At 67.8% G+C, this 23,038-nt stretch carries 24 protein-coding genes; 11 read left to right on the forward strand and 13 right to left on the reverse strand.

Annotated elements, in window-relative coordinates; genetic code table 11:
* The first annotated feature begins 8 nt into the window (after positions 1-8).
* On the forward strand, positions 9-911 hold the full coding sequence (locus tag HPC46_RS18755) for an alpha/beta hydrolase (protein WP_179472594.1): 903 nt from the start codon (positions 9-11) through the stop codon (positions 909-911).
* Positions 895-1,527: a maleylpyruvate isomerase family mycothiol-dependent enzyme gene (locus tag HPC46_RS18760; protein ID WP_179472596.1), complete on the forward strand. Its 633-nt coding sequence runs from the start codon at positions 895-897 to the stop codon at positions 1,525-1,527. The genes HPC46_RS18755 and HPC46_RS18760 overlap by 17 nt, the downstream gene beginning before the upstream one ends.
* A gap of 3 nt (positions 1,528-1,530) precedes the next feature.
* On the opposite strand, the gene HPC46_RS18765 is transcribed toward HPC46_RS18760, so the two are convergent.
* Positions 1,531-1,941, reverse strand: a complete 411-nt coding sequence (locus HPC46_RS18765; protein WP_179472599.1) for a nuclear transport factor 2 family protein — start codon at positions 1,939-1,941, stop codon at positions 1,531-1,533.
* The gene (locus tag HPC46_RS18770; protein ID WP_179472601.1) at positions 1,938-3,176 is read right to left on the reverse strand and encodes a cytochrome P450; all 1,239 of its coding nucleotides are present in this window, start codon (positions 3,174-3,176) and stop codon (positions 1,938-1,940) included. The genes HPC46_RS18765 and HPC46_RS18770 overlap by 4 nt, the downstream gene beginning before the upstream one ends.
* A gap of 118 nt (positions 3,177-3,294) precedes the next feature.
* Between HPC46_RS18770 and HPC46_RS18775 the strand changes: the two genes are divergently transcribed.
* Positions 3,295-4,479, forward strand: a complete 1,185-nt coding sequence (locus HPC46_RS18775; protein WP_179472603.1) for a LuxR C-terminal-related transcriptional regulator — start codon at positions 3,295-3,297, stop codon at positions 4,477-4,479.
* Positions 4,480-4,482: 3 nt separating this feature from the next.
* On the opposite strand, the gene HPC46_RS18780 is transcribed toward HPC46_RS18775, so the two are convergent.
* The 3 genes from HPC46_RS18780 to hrcA are packed head-to-tail and all read right to left on the reverse strand — an operon-like array spanning position 4,483 to position 7,441.
* Positions 4,483-5,235 carry a 16S rRNA (uracil(1498)-N(3))-methyltransferase gene (locus tag HPC46_RS18780; RefSeq protein WP_179472605.1) on the reverse strand — a complete coding sequence of 251 codons (753 nt, stop codon included), beginning with the start codon at positions 5,233-5,235 and terminating at the stop codon, positions 4,483-4,485.
* 3 nt (positions 5,236-5,238) lie between these two features.
* Positions 5,239-6,378, reverse strand: coding sequence for a molecular chaperone DnaJ (dnaJ, locus tag HPC46_RS18785; protein ID WP_005144874.1), 1,140 nt, complete (start codon positions 6,376-6,378; stop codon positions 5,239-5,241).
* Positions 6,379-6,403: 25 nt separating this feature from the next.
* The gene (gene hrcA / locus HPC46_RS18790; protein ID WP_005144875.1) at positions 6,404-7,441 is read right to left on the reverse strand and encodes a heat-inducible transcriptional repressor HrcA; all 1,038 of its coding nucleotides are present in this window, start codon (positions 7,439-7,441) and stop codon (positions 6,404-6,406) included.
* A gap of 188 nt (positions 7,442-7,629) precedes the next feature.
* Here hrcA and HPC46_RS18795 point away from each other — a divergent pair, with 188 nt between their 5' ends.
* A complete protein-coding gene (locus HPC46_RS18795) occupies positions 7,630-7,950 on the forward strand; it encodes a type II toxin-antitoxin system VapB family antitoxin (RefSeq protein WP_005144877.1) in 321 nt (106 codons plus the stop codon).
* 35 nt (positions 7,951-7,985) lie between these two features.
* On the opposite strand, the gene hemW is transcribed toward HPC46_RS18795, so the two are convergent.
* Positions 7,986-9,158, reverse strand: coding sequence for a radical SAM family heme chaperone HemW (gene hemW / locus HPC46_RS18800; RefSeq protein WP_179472607.1), 1,173 nt, complete (start codon positions 9,156-9,158; stop codon positions 7,986-7,988).
* A gap of 143 nt (positions 9,159-9,301) precedes the next feature.
* Between hemW and HPC46_RS35555 the strand changes: the two genes are divergently transcribed.
* From HPC46_RS35555 to HPC46_RS18820, 4 genes are all read left to right on the forward strand, one after another.
* On the forward strand, positions 9,302-10,744 hold the full coding sequence (locus HPC46_RS35555) for a PGRS repeat-containing protein (protein WP_179472609.1): 1,443 nt from the start codon (positions 9,302-9,304) through the stop codon (positions 10,742-10,744).
* Between the two features lie 298 nt (positions 10,745-11,042).
* Positions 11,043-12,710, forward strand: coding sequence for a nitrite/sulfite reductase (locus HPC46_RS18810; RefSeq protein WP_179472611.1), 1,668 nt, complete (start codon positions 11,043-11,045; stop codon positions 12,708-12,710).
* Positions 12,707-13,420: a phosphoadenylyl-sulfate reductase gene (locus HPC46_RS18815; protein ID WP_179472613.1), complete on the forward strand. Its 714-nt coding sequence runs from the start codon at positions 12,707-12,709 to the stop codon at positions 13,418-13,420. The genes HPC46_RS18810 and HPC46_RS18815 overlap by 4 nt, the downstream gene beginning before the upstream one ends.
* The gene (locus tag HPC46_RS18820; RefSeq protein ID WP_179472615.1) at positions 13,417-14,124 is read left to right on the forward strand and encodes a sirohydrochlorin chelatase; all 708 of its coding nucleotides are present in this window, start codon (positions 13,417-13,419) and stop codon (positions 14,122-14,124) included. The genes HPC46_RS18815 and HPC46_RS18820 overlap by 4 nt, the downstream gene beginning before the upstream one ends.
* Here HPC46_RS18820 and HPC46_RS18825 read toward each other — a convergent pair.
* The 6 genes from HPC46_RS18825 to HPC46_RS18845 all read right to left on the reverse strand — a co-directional run bounded on the left by HPC46_RS18825 (position 14,121) and on the right by HPC46_RS18845 (position 18,442).
* Positions 14,121-15,158 carry a sulfate/molybdate ABC transporter ATP-binding protein gene (locus HPC46_RS18825; RefSeq protein ID WP_179472617.1) on the reverse strand — a complete coding sequence of 346 codons (1,038 nt, stop codon included), beginning with the start codon at positions 15,156-15,158 and terminating at the stop codon, positions 14,121-14,123. The genes HPC46_RS18820 and HPC46_RS18825 overlap by 4 nt on opposite strands.
* A 22-nt stretch (positions 15,159-15,180) precedes the next feature.
* Complete coding sequence (cysW, locus tag HPC46_RS18830; RefSeq protein ID WP_179472619.1) at positions 15,181-15,993, reverse strand: sulfate ABC transporter permease subunit CysW; 813 nt, start codon at positions 15,991-15,993, stop codon at positions 15,181-15,183.
* Positions 15,990-16,871, reverse strand: coding sequence for a sulfate ABC transporter permease subunit CysT (gene cysT / locus HPC46_RS18835; RefSeq protein ID WP_179472621.1), 882 nt, complete (start codon positions 16,869-16,871; stop codon positions 15,990-15,992). Before cysT ends, cysW begins: the two co-directional genes overlap by 4 nt.
* Positions 16,868-17,905 carry a sulfate ABC transporter substrate-binding protein gene (locus HPC46_RS18840; RefSeq protein ID WP_179472623.1) on the reverse strand — a complete coding sequence of 346 codons (1,038 nt, stop codon included), beginning with the start codon at positions 17,903-17,905 and terminating at the stop codon, positions 16,868-16,870. Before HPC46_RS18840 ends, cysT begins: the two co-directional genes overlap by 4 nt.
* A gap of 122 nt (positions 17,906-18,027) precedes the next feature.
* A complete protein-coding gene (locus HPC46_RS35965; protein WP_353619869.1) occupies positions 18,028-18,120 on the reverse strand; it encodes an Ms4533A family Cys-rich leader peptide in 93 nt (30 codons plus the stop codon).
* Between the two features lie 127 nt (positions 18,121-18,247).
* On the reverse strand, positions 18,248-18,442 hold the full coding sequence (locus tag HPC46_RS18845) for a hypothetical protein (RefSeq protein WP_036423417.1): 195 nt from the start codon (positions 18,440-18,442) through the stop codon (positions 18,248-18,250).
* A 110-nt stretch (positions 18,443-18,552) separates the two neighbouring features.
* Here HPC46_RS18845 and HPC46_RS18850 point away from each other — a divergent pair, with 110 nt between their 5' ends.
* Positions 18,553-20,568, forward strand: coding sequence for a glycoside hydrolase family 15 protein (locus HPC46_RS18850; RefSeq protein WP_233716497.1), 2,016 nt, complete (start codon positions 18,553-18,555; stop codon positions 20,566-20,568).
* Between the two features lie 10 nt (positions 20,569-20,578).
* Here HPC46_RS18850 and HPC46_RS18855 read toward each other — a convergent pair whose 3' ends face one another.
* Complete coding sequence (locus HPC46_RS18855; RefSeq protein WP_179472625.1) at positions 20,579-21,007, reverse strand: MarR family winged helix-turn-helix transcriptional regulator; 429 nt, start codon at positions 21,005-21,007, stop codon at positions 20,579-20,581.
* Positions 21,008-21,077: 70 nt separating this feature from the next.
* On the opposite strand from HPC46_RS18855, the gene HPC46_RS18860 reads away from it, so the two are divergent.
* Positions 21,078-22,295 (forward strand): multidrug effflux MFS transporter, encoded by a 1,218-nt coding sequence (locus tag HPC46_RS18860; protein ID WP_179472627.1) that lies wholly within the window; start codon positions 21,078-21,080, stop codon positions 22,293-22,295.
* A 58-nt stretch (positions 22,296-22,353) separates the two neighbouring features.
* Positions 22,354-23,038: DUF222 domain-containing protein (locus HPC46_RS18865; RefSeq protein WP_179472629.1), on the forward strand; the 685-nt coding region annotated here is incomplete at its 3' end.

Here is a 23,038-nt window from a genome sequence, read left to right on the forward strand (position 1 = left end):
GAGGGACGATGCCACCAGGCACTCACACCACGCTGACTTTCGATTCCGGCGGCGACACCTGCGCCGCCTGGCTCACCCGCCCGGCCGGTGCCGGGCCACACCCTGCTGTGGTGCTCGTCCACGGGTTCGGCGCCAACCACACGATGTCGCTCGAGCAGTACGAACAGCACTTCTGCCAGGCCGGTATCGCCACGCTGGCCTGCGACTATCGAGGGCTGGGCGCCTCAGGCGGATACCCGCGCCAGCGGCTGAGCCTGCGGCGGCACCGGCAGGATGTCGCGGCGGCATTCGAGTTCCTGACCGGCCTGCCCGATATCGATGCCGGGCGCGTCGGCCTGTGGGGTACCAGTCTCGGCGCGATGCACGCGTTGAAAGTCGCGGCCGCCCGTCCCGACGTCGCGGCGGTCGTGGTGCAATGCCCGATCGTCGACGGGCCGGCGGTCGCGCGACAACTGGGGCTCGGCGCCGTTCTGCGGCTCACCGCACCGATCGTCGATGACGTGGGCCGGCGACTCCTGGGACGGACACCGCACTACGTTCCGATCGTCGGCCCACCGGGTGCCCCAGCTGCGGTGACCGCGCCGGGCGCGCTGGAAGGCTGGAATTCCACGGTCTCCCCCGGCGGCTCGTTCGACAACCGGGTGGGCGCCTCCGACATCGCGGAGATCGCCCTCACCAGTGCGACCCGCACGGCGAGCCGCATCACCGCACCCGCGCTGATCTGCGTGAGCGACCGCGAGACACTGATGGACCCCCGGCGCGCCGCGGACATCGCGCGCCGTGCGCCGCGCGGTGAAGCCCGCCACTACGACGCCGACCACTTCGACGTCTATCACCCACCCCTGCTGGCGCAGCTCCTCGCCGACCAGACCGACTTCCTGCGAAAGCACCTCAATGTCGGACCGGCGTAACCTGTTGCGGCGCAACGACCTCAGATTCGTCGAGTTCACGAGGTCGTTGTCCGCCGCGCAATGGCAACAGGCGAGCCTGTGCACAGGGTGGACCAACCACGAGGTACTCGCCCACCTCGCCTACGGCTATCAGGCCCCGCCGATCGCCATGTCGGCCGAAATCGTCAGGAACGGAGGGTCATTCGATCGTGCGAACTGCGCGCTGGCCCGTCAACTCGCTGCACGGCGGACGCCCGGCGAGCTGGGCGACGACCTCATCGCGTTGATCGACGCACCCCGGGGAATCGGCCGGGTGTTTCCGCCGCAGTTGCTACTCGGCGACCACGTGATCCACGAACTCGATATCGCGCTGGCGGTCGGTCGTGCACCGGAAGTGCCGGACGAGGCGCTGACCGCTGTTCTGGAAACTCAAGTACGCGTGCCCAATCCGTTCATTCCGGCCAGATCGCGAGCACGTGGCCTGGCCTTGCATGCCGACGACACGGGCTGGCGGCACGGTGCTGGTCCCCGCGTCACCGGGGCGGCCGCGCACCTGGCGTCGGTGTTGGCCGGCCGGCCTCGGGCACTCGAGCACCTGCACGGTGACGGAGTGGCGATACTCACCACCCGGCTCTGACCGCTACCCCCGGGTGAACGCGTCGTGGGTGAGCGCCGAGTTCATGAAGTCCCGGAAGTGCAGCCACTTGCCGTCTCGCAGCGCGATGATGTGGGCGAATTCCGACTCCCAGGTGTGCCCGGTGGCCGTCCGCAGGAACGTCTGGTGGCCCCAGACCGCCAGATTGTCACCGTCTTCGATGAACAGCCACGGTTCCATCGCCGTGATCTGGATGTGGCTGCCCACGATGCTGAAGAACTCGATGGCCGCCTCGATGCCGTGGTAGTCACCGGCATAGGGGATGGCGTCGCTGCCGTAGTAGGTGATCCGGACTTCCGGATCCATATGGCTCAGTGCGGTTTCCAGATCACCGGCGGGAACCGCCGCGTAGATCGCTTTGGTGGCGGCGATGTTGCCGCTCTCGACGGTGGTCATCGGGCCAGCTGCAGCGGCAGGCGGACGAATCCGTGGGTGAGCAGGCTCGCGGTCTGCCGGACGCCCGGCTCCTCGGACAGCCCGATCACCGAATACCGGTCGAGCACGGCGTTGACGACGGCGGACACCTCCAGCCGTGCCAGCGGCGCGCCCAGGCAGAAGTGCAGGCCGTGGCCGAACGCCAGATGCTGACGGATGTTGGGCCGGTCGAGGTCCAGGCGCTGGGGATCTTCGAACACAGCAGGATCGTGGTTGGCCGATCCGAAGAACAACGCCACCCAGTCCCCCTTCTTGATCTGGGCGCCGTCGATCTCGACATCGCGGGTCGCGATGCGGAACAGCCGTTGTGGCCCGGTGAGTCTCGCGACTTCCTCGATGAAGGTGTTCACCAGCGACCGGTCCGCCCGCAGCCTGGCGGTGACGGCAGGTTCGCGCGCCATGGCGTGCAGGACACTGCCGATCAGGTAGGTCGTCGTCTCGCTGCCCGCGACCACCAGCGTCACGCAGAACCGGACCACCTGCTCCGGGGTCAGCCGCTGCCCGTCGAGCTGGGCCCGCAACAACGCGGAGATCAGATCTTCGGCTTCCTCGACGTCCTGCGAATCATCAAGGCGTGCACTGTGTTCAATGACCCGTTCGGTGAATGCCTGCACCATCTCCATGTTGCTGGCCATCCGCTCCTGCGGCGTCATCGTCGAGGAGAGCATGAAGGCGTTGGCCCAGTTCTTGAATCGGACGTGGTCGCCTTCGGGAAGGCCGAGCAGCCGCACCATGGCGCGAGTGGGCACCTCGTCGGCGAACTCCATGACATCGGGATCGCCGTCGTGCACGCGGGCATCGAAATCGGCGAGCAGCACCGGCACCAGGTCGGCGAGCCAGTTCTCCAGCCGGCGGATGCGCCGCGGCGAGAACGCCTGGCTGACCAGCTTGCGTTCGCCGGTGTGCGCGGGCGGGTCGGTGTTGACCAACATCAGGCTCGGGGCCGACGACGCCTCCTGGATGGGGTCGCGCGACGAGAACGTCTCGCTGTCGCGGGCCGCCGCGAAAACCTGGTCGTAGCGGAACAGCGCCCAGGCGCTGACCGGATCGTCGGCGCCGGGCACCGTCCCCGGGGGCCAGTCCTGGTAGCCCGGTACCGGCGAAGAATCCCGCAGTTGCTCGAAGAGTGGATAGGGGTTTGCGATCCCCTCCGGAGTGGTCAGCATGTGGAGCGCAGAAGAGGTCGTCGAGGTCATGCCAACAGCCTCATTGCTCCTGCGGGCACCGGTCGATCTCCCGATGGAGGTCAGTTGCGCTCCCGACCGGGCGGTTTTGCCACTACAGCCCCCGTCGCGGTGAGACGATCGGCTCACTGTGACCACCACCACTGACTCCCTTGACGCCCTCCCGGTGACCGCGTTGCTCGACGGCAATCACCCTGGCTGGGCGTCCAAACAACCGCCGACCAGCGCGGTGACCCGCCGCTACGACGAGGCCTGCCGGCTGGGCATCGTCGAACGCGCCGACGACCCGATCCGGGCCGTCGCCGACACCGTCGACGCCCACGCCACCGTCGTGCGCGAGGCGTTGGAAGCCCTCGGCGACGAGAAGGCACTGACCGCGCTGGAAGCAGTGCTCGACCTGTCCTTGCTGGAACGCCAGCTGATCGAGGACGCCGCCCGGCGCAGAACGCTGGCGCTGCTGCGCGTACAGGAAGGGCTGTCCAAACTGCGCGGCATCGACGAGGTCGCCAAGATCGTCGACCGTGCTCCACGGGAACTCGTCGAGTCGTGCGGATTCGACCGAGCCGTCCTCTTCCGGGTGCACGAGGGCAAGATGGTGATGGAATCGGCGTACTTCGGCGACGACGTCGAGGGCGCCGAGAAGATGGTGGCCTTCGCCCAGTCCGTCGCCCCGCAGCTGGACCACATGCTCCTGGAAACGCAGATGATCCGAAGGCACGCACCGGAAATCGTCCGTGACGCCCGCAACGACCCGCGGGTCAACCGCCCGATCATCGACTTCTCACTGACCCACTCCTACGTCGCGGCCCCGGTCATGCCGACCGGGCGGGTGATCGGATTCCTGCACGCCGACCGGCTGTACTCCGGGCGCACCGTCGACGAGATCGACCGAGATACGGTGTGGGCGTTCGCCGAAGGGTTCGGCTATGCCTTCGAGCGCACCGTGCTGATGGAACGGATGCGCCGCCAGCATGCCGAGGTGCGCAGCGCGCTGGCCACCGCGGAGCAGGCCGCGCAGGCTCTGCAGGACGCGGACTTGGAGCTGAGGAAGGTCGAACCGGCCGAGCGCAGCCCGGCCAGCCGGCGGCTGGCCGAGGTCGAGTCGCGGGTACACGACATGCTGACCCGCCGCGAAGCCGAGGTGCTGCGGCTGATGGCCGACGGGCGGACCAACCAGCAGATCGCCGACGAGCTGGTGATCACTCCCGGAACGGTGAAATCCCATGTGAAGCGCGTACTTCGGAAGCTGCACGCCAGCAACCGCGCCGAGGCGGCGTCGATCTACGCGCGACTGGCCCGGCCCGAGCCGTCCTGACCCTCAGCCGATCGACCAGCGCGACGTCAGCACCCCGAGTGCGCCGAGGGCCACCGCCGCGGCGGTCGTCGTGCGCAGCACGGTCGGGCCCAGCCGGACCGCGGTTGCCCCGGCTGCCACCAATGCGTCGAGCTCGCCGTCGCTGATCCCACCCTCGGGACCTACCAGCAACATGATCGAATTCGCTTGCGCCACAGGAAGTTCAACCATCGGATGAGCGGCGGATTCATGCAGCGCCAGCACCAGCCCGCCGGCCCTCACCCGATCCCCGACCTCAGCCACCAGCGCCTTGGTGACCAGCGGCCCGCTGATGCCGGGAATGTAGGCGCGCCGCGACTGGCGAGCCGCCGACCGCGCCACCGCACGCCAGCGGCGCAACCCCTTCTCGGCCCGCTCACCGTCCCAGCGCGCGACGCACCGGTCCGCCTGCCAGGCGATGAAGTCGTCGGCGCCGGCCTCGGTGGCCAGCTCGATCGCCAACTCCGACCGTTCCGACTTCGGAATGCCCTGGGCAACAGTCACCGTCGGGGCGGGACGGGGCGCCGTCCAGCGTTCGAGCACCCGAGCTGAGAACCCGCGCTTGCTGGTCTCCTCGACCTCGCAGCGAGCCAAAGCCCCGTCGCCGTCGGACAGCACGAGCGCTTCACCCGGGCGGATGCGCCGTACCGTGGCGGCGTGGAAGCCTTCGTCGCCGTCGACGACGGCACGCTCCCCGACCGCCGGGACGGCGTCGGCGTAGAACAGTGTGTCGGCCAATGCCTAGCGGCCGCTGAAGGTTTCGCGCAGCCGGCTGAACAGGCCACCAGAGTTGCCTGCCGCGGCGTGCGCGGACCTGACCTCGGGCTCGGCGTGGCTGCGGGTCTTGAACTCGGAGAGCAGTTCCCTGGCCCGCGCGTCGAGCTTGCCGGGCACCGTTACCTCGATGTGCGCGTGTAGGTTCCCCCGCACGCCGGAACGCAAGTGCGGCATGCCGTGCCCGCGCAACGTGGTCACCGAGCCCGGCTGAGTGCCGGGCTCGATGGTGATCTCGGTCGGCCCGTCGAGGATGGCGTCGACGGTCACGGTGGTGCCGAGCGCGGCGTCGACCATCGGCACGGAGATCGTGCAGTGCAAGTCGTCGCCGTCGCGGATGAAGATGTCGTGCTGCTGCTCGTGGACTTCGACGTAGAGGTCGCCCGCCGGCCCGCCGCCCGGGCCGACCTCGCCCTGGGCGGCCAGCCGGACGCGCATGCCGTCGCCGACACCGGCCGGGATCTTCACGCTGATATCCCGGCGGGCGCGCACCCGGCCGTCGCCGCCGCATCGGTGACACGGGTCGGGGATGACCTCGCCGACACCGCGGCAGGTCGGGCAGGGACGGGAGGTCATCACCTGGCCGAGCAGGGAGCGCTGCACGGTCTGCACCTCGCCGCGGCCGCCACAGGTGTCGCACGCGACCGGGGTGGAATTGCCGTGAGTCCCCTTGCCCTGGCAGATGTCACACAGCACGGCGGTGTCGACGGTGACCTGCTTGGTCACGCCGGTCGCGCACTCGGACAGGTCCAGCCGCATCCGCAGCAGCGAGTCCGAGCCGGGACGCACCCGCCCGATCGGACCGCGCGATGCGCCGCCACCGCCGAAAAACGCTTCGAACACGTCACCCAAACCACCGAAGCCACTGAAGCCGTTGGCCGCGCCGGCGCCCTCGAGCGGATCTCCACCGAGGTCGACGATGCGGCGCTTCTCCGGATCGGACAGCACCTCGTAGGCGGCGCTGATCTCCTTGAACCGATGCTGGGCGGCCTCGTCGGGGTTGACGTCGGGGTGCAGCTCGCGGGCCAGCTTTCGATAGGCGCGCTTGATCTCCTGATCGCTGGCGCCCTGGCTCACCCCGAGTAAGCCGTAGTAATCCCGTGCCACACTTGACCTTTCGAAATCCGGCCGGCTATCCGGCCCGGTGTCCTAGGACATCGCCGATGTACATCGCAACCGCCGCGACATTGGCAATAGTCCCCGGATAGTCCATTCTGGTCGGCCCCAAGACGCCCATGCCGCCGAAGACGGTGCCCGAACTGCCGTAGGTCGTGGTCACCACCGATGTGCCGGCCATCTGTTCGGCCTCGGTCTCATGGCCGATGCGCACCGTGACCTTACCCGCTTCCTGCTGGGCGGCCAGCAGCCGAAGCACCACCACCTGCTCCTCGAGGGCTTCCAGAATCGAGCGCAGCGAGCCGCCGAAGTCGGCGGTGTTGCGCGTCAGGTTGGCGGTGCCGCCCATCAACAGGCGTTCCTCGTTGTGTTCGACCAGGGATTCCAGCAGCACGGTCGCCGAACGCCCGACGGCATCGCCCAGCCCGCCGGATCCGTCGAGTTGCGCGGCGAGGTCGGCCACCGCGGCCGAGGCCGCGGCGAGGCGCTTGCCCTCGAGCGCTTGACCGAGCAGTTCGCGCAATTGGGACAGCTGGTGATCATCGATGGTGTCGCCCAGCTCCACCATGCGCTGGTCGACCCGGCCAGAGTCGGTGATGACAACCATCAGCAGCCGCGCGGGCGTGATCGCCACGATCTCGAGGTGGCGGACCGTCGACGTGGACAGCGTCGGGTACTGGACGATCGCGACCTGGCGAGTCAGCTGGGCCAGCAGCTTCACCGCACGGCGCAGCACATCGTCGAGGTCGACCCCGGATTCCAGGAATTGCATGATCGCGCGGCGCTCGGAGCCGGACAGCGGTTTGACGTCGTCGATGCGGTCGACGAACTCGCGATAGCCCTTCTCGGTGGGCACCCGCCCGGAGCTGGTGTGGGGCTGGGTGATGTAGCCCTCGGCCTCCAGCACGGCCATGTCGTTGCGCACGGTGGCGCTGGACACCCCGAGGTTGTGGCGGTCGACGAGGGCCTTGGATCCGATCGGTTCCTTGGTCGCGACGAAGTCGGCGACGATGGCGCGAAGTACCTCAAAGCGACGGTCGTCGGCACTTCCCATCTGATCCACCTCCAAGTTGCCTTCATTTTACGGTCAGCTTCACTCGTAGTTAGCACCCGTGCGCGCCGAGTGCCACCGCGCGCCGCGCGAACAGAAGTTCGCCCGGCGCTGACGTGCGGCGCGACAGCGACTAGCCTTGCTCGAATGGTGATGCGGAGTCGGGGGGCTGCGCTCGGGGCTACGGCCCGATGATCTTCAAGGGCGTTCGGGAGGGCAAGCCGTATCCCGAGCATGGCCTGACCTATCGCGACTGGTCGCAGATCCCCCCGCGACAGATCCGCCTCGACGAATTGGTCACCACCACAACGGTGCTCGCACTGGATCGTCTGCTCTCGGAGGACTCCACGTTCTACGGCGACCTGTTCCCGCATGCCGTCCGTTGGCACGGCGTGATCTACCTCGAGGACGGCCTGCACCGCGCGGTACGCGCCGCACTACGTAATCGCACCGTGCTGCATGCCCGGGTCTTCGACATGGACGGCGGAGTCAACGGGCAATACCCGAGCTGAGTCAACCCCCGGTCGCTTCGCTCTTGCCCGCCGAATCAGTCCAGCACGTCCCGCACCACGGCATCAGCCAACAACCGTCCGCGGTCGGTGAGCACCAGCCGGTCGCCGGCCCGGATCAGCAGACCCCCTGCCACGGCATCGTCCGCGCGCCGCTGTTCGGATTCTGTGAGCGCCGCCCACGGCAGCCCCGTGCGTAACCGGATGCCCAGCAGCACGTTCTCGATGTGCCGGGCGTGGGCGTCGAGGCGCTCGAACTCGGCGACCGGCGCTTGGCCGCGGGTGAGCGCTTCGGCGTAGGCGCTCGGATGCTTGAGGTTCCACCAGCGGGTGTCGCCGACGAACGCGTGGGCGCCGGGGCCCGCACCCCACCACTGCCCGCCGTCCCAGTAGCCGACGTTATGCCGGCATTCGCCGCCGGGGCGGCTCCAGTTCGACACCTCATACCAGCTCAGCCCGGCCGCGGAGAGCCGCTGGTCGAGCAGCTCGTAGCGGTGGGCGAGGACGTCGTCGTCGGGTGCGTCGATCTCCCCGCGCCGCACTCGGCGGGCCAGCGCCGTGCCCTCCTCGACGATCAGCGCGTAGGCCGACACATGGTCGACACCGGCGGCCAGGGCGGCGTCGACCGAGCGCACCAGGTCGTCGTCGGACTCCCCCGGTGTGCCGTAGATGAGGTCGATGTTGAGGTGCTCGAAGCCGGCCGCCGTCGCCTCGGCGGCGGCGGTCAGCGCCCTGCCGGGCGAATGCGTCCGGTCCAGCACCGCCAGCACCCGGGGCGCGGTCGACTGCATGCCCAGCGACACCCGGGTGTAGCCGGCCGCGCGGATCCGGGAGAAGAACTCAGGTGACGTCGACTCCGGGTTGGCCTCGGTGGTCACCTCCGCCCTGGCAGCCAGGGCGAAGTTGTCCCGCACCGCGTCGAGCACCTCGGCCAGCCCGGCTCCGCCGAGCAGCGACGGGGTGCCGCCGCCGACGAACACCGTGTCGACCGGCACCGCGCCCAGCGAGCCTGCGGCCAATTCGAGCTCGGCGCGCAGCGCAGTCAGCCAGCCCTGTGGGGACGCTCCGCCGAGCTCGGCGGCGGTGTAGGTGTTGAAGTCGCAGTACCCGCAGCGGGTAGCGCAGAACGGAACATGGACATAGACGCCGAACGCCGTGCCGGGCGTCAGGGCGAGTTCCGGGAGGGCGGCCGGTGCGGGACGGACCGACATGCGTCCAGTGTCGCAGAGCCGTCTCCGTGGCCGGACGCGCTGAGCAGAGCCGCGGGCCGTAGATAGGCATGTGCCGCGTCGACGCGAATATGGGCAGTGCCCACCGATGTGTCGGATGGCGCGCTCGATGACCGTTGACGCTCATGGAGCGATTCGTGATCGGAAAGTCGATACTCACCGCCACTGCGCTGACCGCCGGTGTCCTTGCAGCGGCAGCCCCTGACGCCGTTGGTGAAACCATGTCGGTTCGCGCAAGCGCGCCTCGTGTCGCACCCGCGCCCGCGCGGTCGCCGATCGGCGACCGGCACCATGTGTTCGCGGAAACGGACGCCCCGGCGAGCGTGATCGCGGTCCGCCGTGGCAGCCCCGGCCACGGTGGCACGTCAGCTACCGCCCGGCAGACCGTCGCCGGCCTTGGCAACGCTCCGTCTCTCGACCCCAGCGTCGAGTCCGTGGACGGACTCGTGAGGTCCTTCGCCCCGGCGGTGCACGCGCGCGTGTCGGCGCGGACGGGGGGCAACGCGGCACGGCACGTCGCGCCGGCAGCTTCGAACCCCGCCGATCTCATTGCGGTCAACATCGGCAACCCGATTGGCTTCTTGATCGGAAACGGCGACGAGCCGGGGGAAAACGGCGGGCTGCTGATCGGTAATGGCGCCGACGGTGGGCCCGGCCAGGACGGCGGCCGTGGTGGACTTCTGTTCGGCAATGGCGGCCGCGGCGGAGACGGCGTTCTGACCGGCCAGCAGGGCGGTAACGGAGGAGACGCCGGGCTCTTCGGCAACGGCGGTGCCGGCGGAAACGGCACCGATCACCTGACGAGTATGGGCGGCATTCCCGCCGTCGGCGGAGCAGGCGGTACCGGCGGCCGCGGTGGCCTGCTCGTCGGCAACGGCGGTTCAGGCGGACGCGGCGGCATCGCCACCCAGATCAACAACGACCCCACCAAGTTGAATCCCGCCACCGGAGGCGCCGGCGGAACCGGTGGCAGCGCAGGACTGTTCGGCGCTGCAGGCAACGGCGGTGCCGGCGGCAGCGCAAGCAGCCAGACCGACTACGCAAACGCCGGCGCCGGTGGGACCGGCGGAACCAGTTCGGGTTTCGGCGCCGCCGGGGCTGGCGGAAAGGGTGGTGACGCCAGTGGTGCCGGTCCCGCATTCGGCGGTCTCGGTGGGCAGGGTGGCCAGGCCATGCTCGGCGGTAACGGCGGCAACGGCGGCAACGGCGGCAACGGCTCCAGTACGGCGTCGATAGCCCATGGCGGTGGCGGCGGTGCCGGCGGGCGCAGTGCGGTCGGTGCGGCCGGCGCCGGGGGCGGCGGCGGAGACGCCGCGGCCAAGGCGTTGGCCGCCGGAGGCTCCGGAGGCCGCGGCGGGACCAGCGGGGCCCTCGGCAATGGCGGCAACGGCGGCAACGGCGGCAAAGCATCCTCGGGGTCGAACAACGCCTACGGCGGCGACGGCGGCAACGGCGGTAGCGCCGGCATCGGCGGCCGGGGTGGAGCCGGCGGGGCCGGCGGGGTCGGCGGCACCAAGAACGGCAAGCCTGGCAACGACGGCCGTAGTAACGGCACCCCGGCGGGCTAGGTGCCCCAACTCGAGTTCGGATCAGCGCGAGCCAAAATTTGGCCCGGTTAGAGCTATCGACGCGGTTCGTGGCAGAATGGCGCGCATGCTCGCCCCCCAGAACCTGCGCCGTGTGGCACTGGTGGCTCGGCGGCATGTGGATTTCAAGCGCGTCTGTACCTGTTGTTGTCTGGCTTGACGCCGTAGACCCGCCCACCTGTACTTCAGCTGGCCGACCGGATCTGCGCCGCCGGAAACAGCTCACCGGTGGATTCGCGCGATTCGAACGCCAGCTCCTTGACATCGAGGAGCACATTTCATGAGTCAGCCGACCAAGGCGCCCAAGTCGCGCAGCGAGGGCCAGTGGGCCCTCGGCGAGCGCGAGCCGCTCAATCCCAATGAGCAGTTCAAGAAGGAAGACGACGCGCTCAACGTCCGGGCCCGCATCGAGAACATCTACGCCAAGCAGGGCTTCGAGAGCATCGACAAGACCGACCTGCGCGGCCGCATGCGCTGGTGGGGTCTGTACACCCAGCGCAAGCCGGGCTATGACGGCACCTGGACCGGTGACGAGAACACCGACATGCTCGAAGACGAGTTCTTCATGCTGCGGGTGCGCAGCGACGGTGGCGCGCTGACCACCGCCGCGCTGCGCACCCTCGGCGGCATTTCGACCGAGTTCGCCCGCGATACCGCCGATATCAGCGACCGCGAGAACGTGCAGTACCACTGGATCCAGGTCGAGGACATGCCGGAGATCTGGCGCCGCCTCGATGAGGTGGGTCTGCAGACCACCGAGGCGTGCGGCGACTGCCCACGCGTGGTGCTGGGCTCGCCACTGGCGGGAGAATCGCTCGACGAGGTCATCGACGGTACGCCCGCGATCAACGAGATCGTGAAGCGCTACATCGGCAAGCCGGAGTACTCGAACCTCCCCCGCAAGTTCAAGACCGCCATCAGCGGCCTGCAGGACGTGGTGCACGAGGTCAACGACGTCGCCTTCATCGGGGTCAACCACCCCGAACACGGTCCCGGTTTCGACCTGTGGGTCGGCGGCGGTCTGTCCACCAATCCGATGCTCGGACAACGCGTCGGCGCGTGGGTGCCGCTGGACGAGGTGCCCGACGTCTGGGAGGCCGTGGTCAGCGTGTTCCGCGACTACGGCTACCGGCGGTTGCGTGCCAAAGCCCGGCTGAAGTTCCTGATCAAGGACTGGGGCGTTGACAGGTTCCGCGAAGTTCTCGAAACGGAGTACCTGAAGCGGCCCCTGATCGACGGGCCCGCACCCGAGCCCGTCGTCCGCCCGATCGACCACGTCGGCGTGCAACGGCTCAAGAACGGGCTCAACGCTGTCGGGGTGGCACCGATCGCCGGACGCGTCTCGGGCACGATCCTCACGAAGGTCGCCGACCTGGCCGAGTCCGTCGGCTCCAACCGGGTCCGGTTCACGCCGTACCAGAAGCTGATCGTGCTCGACGTTCCCGATGACAGGCTCGACGAGCTGCGCAGCGGGCTCGACGCGCTCGGCTTGCCGTCAACGCCGTCGCACTGGCGACGAAACCTGATGGCCTGCACAGGAATCGAGTTCTGCAAGCTGAGCTTCGCCGAAACCCGGGTGCGCGCGCAGAGCCTGGTGCCCGATCTGGAGAAGCGGCTCGAGGACATCAACTCCCAGCTCGACGTCCCGGTCACGGTCAACATCAACGGCTGCCCCAACTCGTGCGCCCGTATCCAGATCGCCGACATCGGCTTCAAGGGTCAGATGATCGACGACGGTAACGGCCCGGAGGAAGGGTTCCAGGTTCATCTGGGCGGCAGCCTCGGGCTGGACAGCGGCTTCGGCCGCAAACTGCGCCAGCACAAGGTGCTCTCGAGCGAGCTCGGCGACTACATCGAGCGGGTCGTGCGCAACTTCGTGAAACAAAGAAACGACGGCGAGCGTTTCGCCCAGTGGGTTGTCCGGGCAGAGGAAGAGGAATTGCGATGAGCATTGGGGTGGATCGAGTGACCGAGGCCGAGCTGCGCGAGCTGGCGGCACAAGGCGCTGCCGAGCTGGCCAATGCCAGTGCCGTGGAGTTGCTGGAATGGACCGACAAGCATTTCGGCGGCGAGTATGTGGTCGCCTCCAACATGCAGGACGCAGTTCTGGTCGATCTGGCCGCCAAGGTGCGCCCCGGCGTCGATGTCCTGTTCCTGGATACCGGCTACCACTTCGCCGAGACGATCGGCACCCGTGACGCGGTCGAGGCGGTCTACGACATCCATGTCGTGAACGTCACACCCGAACACAGCGTGGCCGAGCAGGACCAGCTGCTGGGCAAGGATCTGTTCGCCAGCAACCCAACCGAATGCTGCCGGCTGCGCAAGGTGACTCCGTTGAGCAAGGCACTGGCTGGATATACGGCCTGGGTCACCGGCATTCGCCGGGTCGAGGCCCCCACCCGCGCCAACGCACCGCTGATCAGCTTCGACGAAGGCTTCAAGCTGGTGAAGATCAATCCCCTCGCCGCGTGGAGCGACGAGGAGATGGACGCCTACATCCAGGCCAACGGCGTGCTGGTGAATCCGCTTGTCGAGGAAGGCTATCCGTCGATCGGCTGCGCGCCGTGCACGGCCAAGCCGATCGACGGCGCCGACCCGCGCAGCGGGCGCTGGCAGGGCTTGGCGAAAACCGAATGCGGGCTCCACGTTTCGTGAGGCTTATCCTCACCGCACACGGCAGTGCAGATCCGCGCTCGGCCGACACCACATATGGGGTGGCCGAGCATGTCCGCGCGCTGCGGCCCGAGCTCGACGTGCCGGTTGCGTTCTGCGAGCAGAACTCTCCGAATCTGGCTGACGCGCTGCGCACCCTCGACGGCCCTGCGGTCGTGACGCCGCTACTGCTCGCCAGCGCCTATCACGCCCGCACCGACATCCCGGCGATGATTGCCGACGCCGGGGCCGACGTGATCCAAGCCGGCACGTTGGGCGAGGACCCGCGGCTGCTCACCGTGATGCGGGAACGGCTGGCGCAGGAGCAGATTCACAACTTCGAGCGCGGGCTCGGTGTGCTGGTGGTGGCGGTCGGGTCTTCGCATCCCGACGCCAACGCCCGCACCTCGGCGCTCGCCGACACGCTAGCGCGCGGGACACGCTGGTCCGGGGTGCAGGTGGCCTACGCCACCGGGCCCCAGCCATCGGTCTTGGACGGAGTCGAATCGCTGCGCCGCAAGGGCGCACGGCGAATCGTCGTGGCGCCGTGGTTCATCGCGCCGGGACGGATCACCGACCGGGTGGCGGCAATCGCCGACGCCGAGGGCATGTCGATGGTCGCGCCACTGGGCGCGCACCCTCTGGTCGCCCAGACGGTGCTGGACCGGTTCGATGCGGCCGTGGCCGCCAGAACCGCGGCGGCCTAACGCGTCACGGCCTCGCTGGCCGCGACCTGCACTTCACCGGCGATCGGCGGCACCCGGGTGGCCCGCACATACACGGTGTCGCCCTCTTTCAATCCCAGCGCCTCGGCGTCGCCGCGAGTGATCTGCGCGGTGAACGGCGCACCGTTGGTAGCACTGGTCAACTCGACCCGCACCTCGAAGCCGAGGTAGACGACCCGGTCGATGGTGGCCCGCGTGACACCCGTGGACTCGGCGGTTCCGTCGCCGGCGGCGATGGCCATCTCGGGATTGCGGCCGACGCGAATATCGTGCGGGCGCACCAGGATTCCATTGAGCGACGAGACCGTGCCGAGAAAGGACATCACGAACGCGTTGGCCGGGCTGTCGTAGACGTCGGTCGGTGAGCCGACCTGTTCGATACGCCCCTTGTTGAGCACGGCGATCCGGTCGGCGACGTCGAGTGCCTCGGCCTGATCGTGGGTGACGAGCACGGTCGTGACATGCACCTCGTCGTGCAGGCGGCGCAGCCAGGTCCGCAGATCGTCGCGGACCTTGGCGTCCAGCGCGCCGAACGGTTCGTCGAGCAACAGCACCTCGGGGTCGACGGCGAGCGCACGCGCGAGCGCCATCCGCTGACGCTGGCCGCCGGAAAGCTGGTTGGGATAACGGGTTTGGAACCCGGCCAGTCCGACGACCTCGAGCAGGTCGTCGACCTTCGCCTTGACCTCGGCCTTCGGCTTCTTGCGGATCTTCAGCCCGAACGCGACGTTGTCCCGCACGGTCAGGTGCTTGAATGCGGCGTAGTGCTGGAACACGAAGCCGATGCCGCGTCGCTGCGGGGGCACATTGGTGACGTCACGTCCGTTGATGGTGATGGTGCCGGTGTCGGGCTGGTCCAGTCCGGCGATGGCGCGCAACAGAGTCGACTTGCCCGACCCGCTGGGGCCCAGCAATGCGGTCAGCGACCCCGCAGGCACGACGAAATCGACGTTGTCGAGTGCGGCGAATTCGCCGTAGCGCTTGTTCGCCCCGGAGACGGTGATGGCATTGGTCATGAGAGTCGTTCTCCTAGTGGACTTACTCGCTCGCCTTGGCCTGCCGGGCGTCCAGGATCACCTGGACGACCAAGACCAGCACCGCGACGGCCATCAACAAGGTCGAGAGGGCATAGGCACCGTACTGTTCGCCACGGCTGTAGCGGTCGGACACCAGCAAGGTCAGCGTCTGCGACGTGCCGGGCAGGTTGGAGGACACCATGATCACGGCGCCGTACTCGCCGAGGGTACGGGCTACGGTGAGCACGATGCCGTAGGTCAGGCCCCAGCGGATCGACGGCAACGTGATCCGCCAGAAGGTCTGCCACCAACTGGATCCCAGGGTGGCTGCTGCCTGCTCCTGATCGGTGCCGAGTTCGTGCAGCACGGGCTCGACTTCACGGATCACAAACGGGACAGTGACGAAGATGCTCGCCAGCACGATGCCGGGTAAGCCGAAGATGATCTTCGCACCGAGGCTGTTCTCGACGAACCCGAACAAACCCCCACTGCCCCACAACAGGATCAGCGCCACACCGACGACCACCGGCGACACGGCGAAGGGCAGGTCGATGACCGCCTGCAGCGCGGACTTGCCGCGGAATTTGTTGCGCGCCAGCACCAGTGCGGTCGGGACCCCGAAGATCACGTTGAGCGGCACAACAATCGCCACCACGAGAAGCGACAACTGCAACGCCGAGATCGCGGCGGGCGTCGTGATGGAATCGACGAACGCACCGAATCCGGGTTCGAAGGTACGCCACAGGATCAGACCGACGGGCACGAGCACCAGTACGAGGATGTAGGCCAGCGCGGCATAGCGGGTGAGGTAGCGCACCAGCGGCGACAGGATCACGCCTCGAGCTCCTCTCGTTTGGCCGCACGTGACCCGATGGCCCGCAGGATGAACAAGACGATGAACGAGAGCGCCAGCAGCACAATCGAAATGGCGGCCGCACCGGTGCGGTCGTCGTTCTCGATCAAGGTGCGGATCCACTGCGAGGAGACCTCCGTCTCCCCGGGTACCGCGCCACCGATCAGGACCACCGAGCCGAACTCGCCGATCGCCCGCGAGAACGCCAGTCCCGCACCGGACAGCAGCGACGGCAGCAACGCCGGCAGGATCACCTTGGTGAAGATCACGAAGTTGGTCGCGCCCAGCGATGCGGCGGCCTCCTCGACCTCACGGTCGAGTTCGAGCAGCACCGGCTGAACCGAACGCACCACGAACGGCAGCGTGACGAACAGGAGTGCAACGCCCACACCCCATTTGGTGTGCTGCAGATGCAGATCGACCGGACTGTTGGGCCCGTACAGCGCCAGCATGACCAGGCTCGCCACGATGGTGGGCAACGCGAACGGCAGATCGATCACGGCGTCGACCAACCGCTTGCCGGGGAAGTCGTCGCGCGTGAGCACCCAGGCGACCAGCAGCCCGAATACCGCGTTCACCAGCGTGACACCGATCGAGATCGTCAGCGTCACCTTGAACGACTCCAGCGCGGCATTGGAGGTGACCGTCACCCAGAAGGCCTGCCATCCACCCTTGGCCGACTGCCACACGATCGCGGCCAGCGGCAGCAGGACGATGACACTCAGCCAGATCGACGCGGCACCCACCCGAAGGGAGGTGGTGCCATGACGACGAGCCAGGAAGCCGGACGGCCCGCCCGAGTCACCGCCGGTGAGCTCGGGCCGGACCGCCTGCGGGTTCGGTTCGATAGCTGCTGTCATCCAGTCGCCTGCTTGTAGATCTTCGTGATTGAACCATTGTCCTTGTCGAACAGGGCCGGATCCACTGTGCTCCAGCCACCGAGATCGGCGATGGTCCACAACTTCTGCGGGGTCGGGAAATCCGTCGCGAAGTCCGCGGCCACCGCGGGATCGACCGGACGGAATCCGGCCTGTGCCCAGATCTTCTGGCCTTCCGGGGTGAACAGGTAGTTGTTCAGCGCGGTCGCCTTGTCCACATGGGCGCTGGTGGTCACCACCGCCACCGGGTTCTCGATCTTGAACGTCTGCGGCGGGTTGATGTGCTCAACCGGCTTGCCCTGGCGCTCGGTGTTGATGGCCTCGTTCTCGTAGCTGATCAGAACGTCGCCGGTGCCCTGCAGGAAAACATCGGTGGCCTCCCGGCCGGAGCCCGGACGGGTCTTGACGTGCTCGCTGACCAGCTTGCTCACGTAGTCCAGACCGGCCTGGGCATCCTTGCCGCCGTCGCTCTTGGCGGCGTAGGGCGCCAACAGGTTCCACTTGGCCGATCCCGAGCTCAGCGGGCTCGGGGTGACGACCTCGATACCCGGTTGGAGCAGGTCGTCCCAGTCCTTGATGTTCTTCGGATTGCCCTGCCGAACAACCAGTGAGACCACCGAGCCGAACGGGATGCCCTTGGTGGTGGACTTGTTCCAATCGGCGGATACCTTGTTGGCCTTCACCAGGCGGGTGACGTCGGGCTCCACCGAGAAATTGACGATGTCGGCCGGCTTGCCGTCGACCACACCGCGAGACTGATCGCCGGAGGCGCCGTAGGACGTGGTCACCGCGACACCCTTGCCCTCCGGGGTGGCGGCGAAGGCCGGGATGATCTTGCTCCACCCGGGTTCGGGCACCGCGTAGGCAACCAGGGTGAGCGTGGTGTCAGCCTTCGGCTGATCCCCGCCACCAACGACATCGCTCGATCCACCACCACAGGCGGCGAGCACCGTTGCGGTCGTCGCGAGCGCGACTGCAGCGCTCCACCGGCGAGCGGAGATGTGAATCTTGGGCATTGCTGGCCTTTCTCATTGCGGGGGTTACGGGCGAATCGAGCCCCGTCGCAACGGAATGGCGATGCTGGACAACCGAATGCCAACGACCATCACCGACACCAGACCGCGGACGGGTAGGGGTGTCAGCGACAACAAGCAACATCAGCAACGGCCAAGGTACCGACGGCAATGAGGGCCAAGATGTGGCCCTCGCCGTAACCGGTCGCCGAATGCATGGCGCGAAGCTTAACAGAGATCCATCAGCCGACGAGCCGGGGTCTCAGCGGTTGATCAGCCACACCACGATGACGAGGATCAGCAGCGCCACCAGGGCCAAAGTCACGCGTGATCGCGGCATTCCGCTCACCGCAGCCGCCGGTCAGCGCCACGAAGACGACGCACCACCCGGATTCCGTTGCCCAGGATCAGGTCGATGACGAGAGCGATCGCATAGGCGAGCAATAAAACCACGGGAATCACGATCACCGTCTGCAGGACGAATCCGAGTCCCGACAGCCAGAGTTCGACGCCGTCCCACCAACTCAGCAGTCCCTGCACGTCACCAGCGTATGCCGCGGTCGTCACCGGCTTGTCACCGGCGGTAACAGCAAAGCCACGGATCGGCGCATAAGTAGACGACATGCGGCTGGGCGGTCGATGATGTCCCCATGGTTCTGCAAGCCCAGCCGGCCGGCGAGGACACTGAGAGCGTGGCATTCACCCCAGCCCCGCCGCCGCTGTCCGCAACCGCCCCGGTGCCCTACGCCTCGCCCGCTGCGCTGCGCAACCCCTTCCCGCCGATCGCGGACTACGGCTTCTTGTCCGATTGCGAGAACACCTGCCTGATCTCGTCAGCGGGCGCCGTGGAGTGGCTGTGCGTGCCGCGACCGGATTCGCCCAGCGTTTTCGGCGCGATTCTGGACCGCGGCGCCGGGCATTTCCGGCTGGGCCCCTACGGCGTCTCGGTGCCGGCGGCCCGCCGATACCTGCCCGGCAGCCTCATTCTGGAGACGACGTGGCAGACCCACACCGGCTGGCTGATCGTGCGCGAAGCCCTGGTCATGGGCCCGTGGCACGATATCGACACCCGATCGAGGACACATCGGCGCACCCCGATGGACTGGGATGCCGAGCACATCCTGCTGCGCACCGTGCGCTGTGTGAGCGGCACCGTCGAGGTGGTGATGAACTGCGAGCCGTCCTTCGACTACGGCCGGGTCAACGCCACCTGGGAGTACTCGGCAAATGCCTACGGCGAGGCGATCGCGCGGGCCCGAAAGGATCCTGACGCCAACCCCACGCTGCGACTGACCACCAACCTGCGCATCGGTCTGGAGGGCCGCGAAGCCCGCGCGCGCACCCGCCTCAAAGAGGGTGACAACGTCTTCGTCGCCCTGTCGTGGTCGAAGCATCCGTCGCCGCAGACCTACGAAGAAGCCGCCGACAAGATGTGGCAAACCAGCGAGGCGTGGCGGCAGTGGATCAACATCGGCGACTTCCCCGACCACCCGTGGCGGTCCTACCTGCAGCGCAGCGCGCTCACGCTCAAGGGGCTGACATATTCGCCGACCGGCGCACTGCTGGCCGCCTCCACCACATCGCTGCCCGAGACCCCGCAGGGCGAACGCAACTGGGACTACCGCTATGCCTGGGTGCGTGACTCGACGTTCGCGTTATGGGGCCTCTATACCCTCGGTCTGGACCGCGAGGCCGACGACTTCTTCGCCTTCATCGCCGACGTGTCCGGCGCCAACAACGGTGAACGGCACCCGCTGCAGGTGATGTACGCCGTCGGCGGGGAACGTGAGCTGGTCGAGGAGGAGCTGCACCACCTATCCGGCTACGACAACGCGCGGCCGGTGCGGATCGGCAACGGCGCCTATAACCAGATGCAGCACGACATCTGGGGCACGATGCTCGACTCGGTCTATCTGCATGCCAAATCACGCGAGCAGATTTCCGATCAGCTGTGGCCGGTGCTCAAGGAGCAGGTCGAAGAGGCGATCAAGCACTGGCGGGAACCCGACCGCGGCATCTGGGAGGTGCGCGGTGAGCCGCAGCATTTCACCTCGTCGAAGGTGATGTGCTGGGTCGCCCTGGATCGCGGCTCCAAGCTGGCCGAGCTGGTCGGCGAGAAGAGTTACGCCCAGCAGTGGCGGGCGATCGCCGAGGAGATCAAGGCCGACATCCTGACGCACGGGGTGGACGAGCGCGGGGTGCTCACCCAGCGCTACGGCGACGACGCGCTGGACGCATCGCTGCTGCTGGTCCCCCTGGTGCGGTTCCTGCCGTCGGACGACCCTCGGGTGCGGGCCACCGTGATCGCGATCGCCGACGAGCTCACCGAGGACGGCTTGGTCCTGCGCTACCGGGTCGACGAGACCGACGACGGCCTGTCCGGCGAGGAGGGCAGCTTCACGATCTGCTCGTTCTGGCTGGTGTCGGCATTGGTCGAGATCGGCGAGGTCAGCCGCGCCCGGCATCTGTGCGAGCGGCTGCTGTCGTTCGCCAGCCCGCTGCACCTCTACGCCGAGGAGATCGAGCCGCGCACCGGCCGCCATCTCGGTAACTTCCCGCAGGCGTTCACCCACCTGGCGCTGATCAACGCCGTCGTGCACGTCATCCGCGCCGAAGAGGAAGCTGACAGCACCGGGGTGTTCCAGCCGGCCAACGCTCCGATGTAAGCAGGGGTAATCAGGCGAGCCGCTCGGCCATCAGGCCCGCCTCGACCCGCTTGAGCAGAGCTTTGGCCACCGCCGCGTTCTCGACGTCGCCGCCCAGCGCGCTGGACAGGTGCTGTGCCCATTGCCGCCGGAGCCGCGTGAGGTTCTCGGCGGCCCGATCGGTCGGGAACAGATTGATGCCACGCGCGTCGTGCGGATCAGCGCGCCGTTCGACGAAACCCCGGCGTTCCAGCCCCCGCAGCGCGGTCGACAAATTGCTGCGCTGCAGGCCGGTCGCACGCGCGACATCGCTGGGCGTCACACCCGGATGGTGATCGATGTGCCGCATCACATGGGCTTCCTGTGCGGTCAAGTGCTCGACATCGGCATCGACGCGCATCCGGAGTTCTCGCCCGACTCCGAGGATCGCCTCGGCGAGATCGGCCAGCTCACTGTCCATCGACAAATCCTACCCCACTAGTTATGATTCAATAGTTATTACATCATAACTACCTGATCGAGGACTTTCCATGACCACCGTCGCCCAGCCCACTGACGCAGCGCACCGCGAGGCAGCCATTTCGCCATGGCTGCTCGTAGTGCTCGCCCTGCTGAGTGCGGTCGCACCGGTGGCCACCGACCTGTACCTGCCGGCGTTCCCGGAGATGACGGCGGAATTGCAGGGCAGCGCCACCGCCGTGCAGCTGACCCTGACCGCATTTCTGCTCGGGCTGACCTTCGGCCAGCTGACGTTCGGCCCGCTCTCCGACCGGCTCGGCCGGCGCCGCCCGTTGCTCGTCGGCGCCCTGTTGTGCGTGGCCGCCAGCGTGGTCGCGGCCACCGCGCCGAGCATCGGCATCCTCATCGCGGCCCGGTTCGCCCAGGGGTTCACCGGTGCCGCCGGAATGGTGATCGGCCGTGCCGTGATCTCCGACCTCACCGACGGTAAGACCGCCGGGCGCGCGTTCAGCCTGATGATGATCGTCGGCGGTGTCGCACCGGTGGTCGCCCCGTTCGCCGGCGGCCTGCTGGTCGGTCCCCTTGGCTGGCGCGGCATCCTCTGGGTGGTGTGCGCGATCGCGGTGGCGATGCTGGTCTCGATCGTGCTCGTGGTCCGCGAGTCGCACCCCGCCGAACGGCGAGCTGAACTCAAAAGTGATGCCGCGCAGGGCATCTCACCGTGGTCGGCACTGCGCTCTCGGACCTACCTCGCCAACACATTGGCCTTCGGTTTCGGCTTCTCGGTGATGATGGCCTACATCTCGGCCTCACCGTTCGTCTACCAGGTGATGGTGGGCCTCACCCCGACGCAGTACGGCATCGCCTTCGGCGTCAATGCCCTGGGCATGATCACCGTCAGCGCAGCGTCGTCACGGCTGAACCAAACCATATCCAGCGCCAAGCTTCTCGGCATCGGCTTGGTGCTGACCGTGGCCGCCACGCTGGTCCTGCTGACACTGGTCCTGACCGGGTCACCGGTGTGGCTGATCACGATTCCGATCTTCGTGGCGGTCGCCTGCCAGGGCCTGATCCTCGGCAATGCCACCGCTCTGGCGTTGAGCGCCGTGCCGCGCGCGGCCGGTGCCGGATCAGCGGGCCTGGGCGCTTTGCAGTTCGGGCTCGGCGCCGCCGTGTCACCGTTGGTCGGCCTGGGCGGCGAACACACCGCCCTGCCGCTGGCCGTGGTCATGGTGACGGTGTCGGTGCTGGCACTGACGGCACATCTGGCCGGCCGCCGGGTCAACTGACCCCACAGATCGTCACGGCGTCCAATTCTTGTCGGGGGTCTGGCGTAGTCTCCGATTCATGGATTCGAACGTGTGTTCGAGTGGCGAGTTGGAGGCGCTCGCCGGTGAGGCCGAGGCCTTGGGTGCGGTCGATATCGAGGCGTTGTCCCCGGCGCAGCGGTTCGTGGCGGTCGAGAAGCTCGAGACTGTCCGGCGTCTGCTCGCGGCGGTGTCGCTGTCCTGGGTGTCCCGGTTGGAGCAGTTCGAGGGGTGTCCGCCGGTGGGGATCACGTTGGCCGATGTGTTGCGGGTCAGCCCGAAGGAGGCCAGGCGGCGGATCCGTGATGCCGCTCAGCTGGCCCCGCGCACCACATTGACCGGGGAGCCGCTGGCCCCGCAGCTACCGGAAACGTCGCTGGCCTGGCATGCCGGGCAGCTCGATGGTGAGCATCTGCGGGTGATCCAGAAGTTCTTCGCCGATTTGCCCGACCACGTCCCTCCGGCGGAACGGGAGAAGGCCGAGCGCGCGTTGGCCACCCATGCGGTCAACGTGCGCCCGGATCAGCTGGAGCGCATCGCCCACCGGATGGCGTTGCATCTCAATCCCGACGGCACGTTCTCTGATGAGGACCGGGCGCGCAAACGCGGCTTCACGTGGGGCCGGCAACGTGCCGATGGCATGCGTGAGGGCAAGCTGGTCGCCGACCCGGAACTGCAGGCCGAGCTTGACGCGTGGAACGCCAAGTACGCCGCGCCCGGCATGT

It is taken from the genome of Mycolicibacterium vinylchloridicum, assembly GCF_013404075.1.
GTDB classification, from domain to species: domain Bacteria; phylum Actinomycetota; class Actinomycetes; order Mycobacteriales; family Mycobacteriaceae; genus Mycobacterium; species Mycobacterium vinylchloridicum.

Coding starts and splice junctions, on each gene's coding strand:
- HPC46_RS18850 (WP_233716497.1), top strand. CDS start 18,553: ATGGTTCTGCAAGCCCAGCCGGCCGGCGAGGACACTGAGAGCGTGGCA.
- HPC46_RS18795 (WP_005144877.1), top strand. CDS start 7,630: ATGATCTTCAAGGGCGTTCGGGAGGGCAAGCCGTATCCCGAGCATGGC.
- HPC46_RS18860 (WP_179472627.1), top strand. CDS start 21,078: ATGACCACCGTCGCCCAGCCCACTGACGCAGCGCACCGCGAGGCAGCC.
- hemW (WP_179472607.1), bottom strand. CDS start 9,158: ATGTCGGTCCGTCCCGCACCGGCCGCCCTCCCGGAACTCGCCCTGACG.
- HPC46_RS18825 (WP_179472617.1), bottom strand. CDS start 15,158: ATGACCAATGCCATCACCGTCTCCGGGGCGAACAAGCGCTACGGCGAA.
- cysT (WP_179472621.1), bottom strand. CDS start 16,871: ATGACAGCAGCTATCGAACCGAACCCGCAGGCGGTCCGGCCCGAGCTC.
- HPC46_RS35555 (WP_179472609.1), top strand. CDS start 9,302: ATGGAGCGATTCGTGATCGGAAAGTCGATACTCACCGCCACTGCGCTG.
- HPC46_RS18840 (WP_179472623.1), bottom strand. CDS start 17,905: ATGCCCAAGATTCACATCTCCGCTCGCCGGTGGAGCGCTGCAGTCGCG.
- HPC46_RS18815 (WP_179472613.1), top strand. CDS start 12,707: ATGAGCATTGGGGTGGATCGAGTGACCGAGGCCGAGCTGCGCGAGCTG.
- HPC46_RS18855 (WP_179472625.1), bottom strand. CDS start 21,007: ATGGACAGTGAGCTGGCCGATCTCGCCGAGGCGATCCTCGGAGTCGGG.
- HPC46_RS18810 (WP_179472611.1), top strand. CDS start 11,043: ATGAGTCAGCCGACCAAGGCGCCCAAGTCGCGCAGCGAGGGCCAGTGG.
- HPC46_RS35965 (WP_353619869.1), bottom strand. CDS start 18,120: ATGCATTCGGCGACCGGTTACGGCGAGGGCCACATCTTGGCCCTCATT.
- hrcA (WP_005144875.1), bottom strand. CDS start 7,441: ATGGGAAGTGCCGACGACCGTCGCTTTGAGGTACTTCGCGCCATCGTC.
- HPC46_RS18770 (WP_179472601.1), bottom strand. CDS start 3,176: ATGACCTCGACGACCTCTTCTGCGCTCCACATGCTGACCACTCCGGAG.
- HPC46_RS18760 (WP_179472596.1), top strand. CDS start 895: ATGTCGGACCGGCGTAACCTGTTGCGGCGCAACGACCTCAGATTCGTC.
- HPC46_RS18755 (WP_179472594.1), top strand. CDS start 9: ATGCCACCAGGCACTCACACCACGCTGACTTTCGATTCCGGCGGCGAC.
- HPC46_RS18765 (WP_179472599.1), bottom strand. CDS start 1,941: ATGACCACCGTCGAGAGCGGCAACATCGCCGCCACCAAAGCGATCTAC.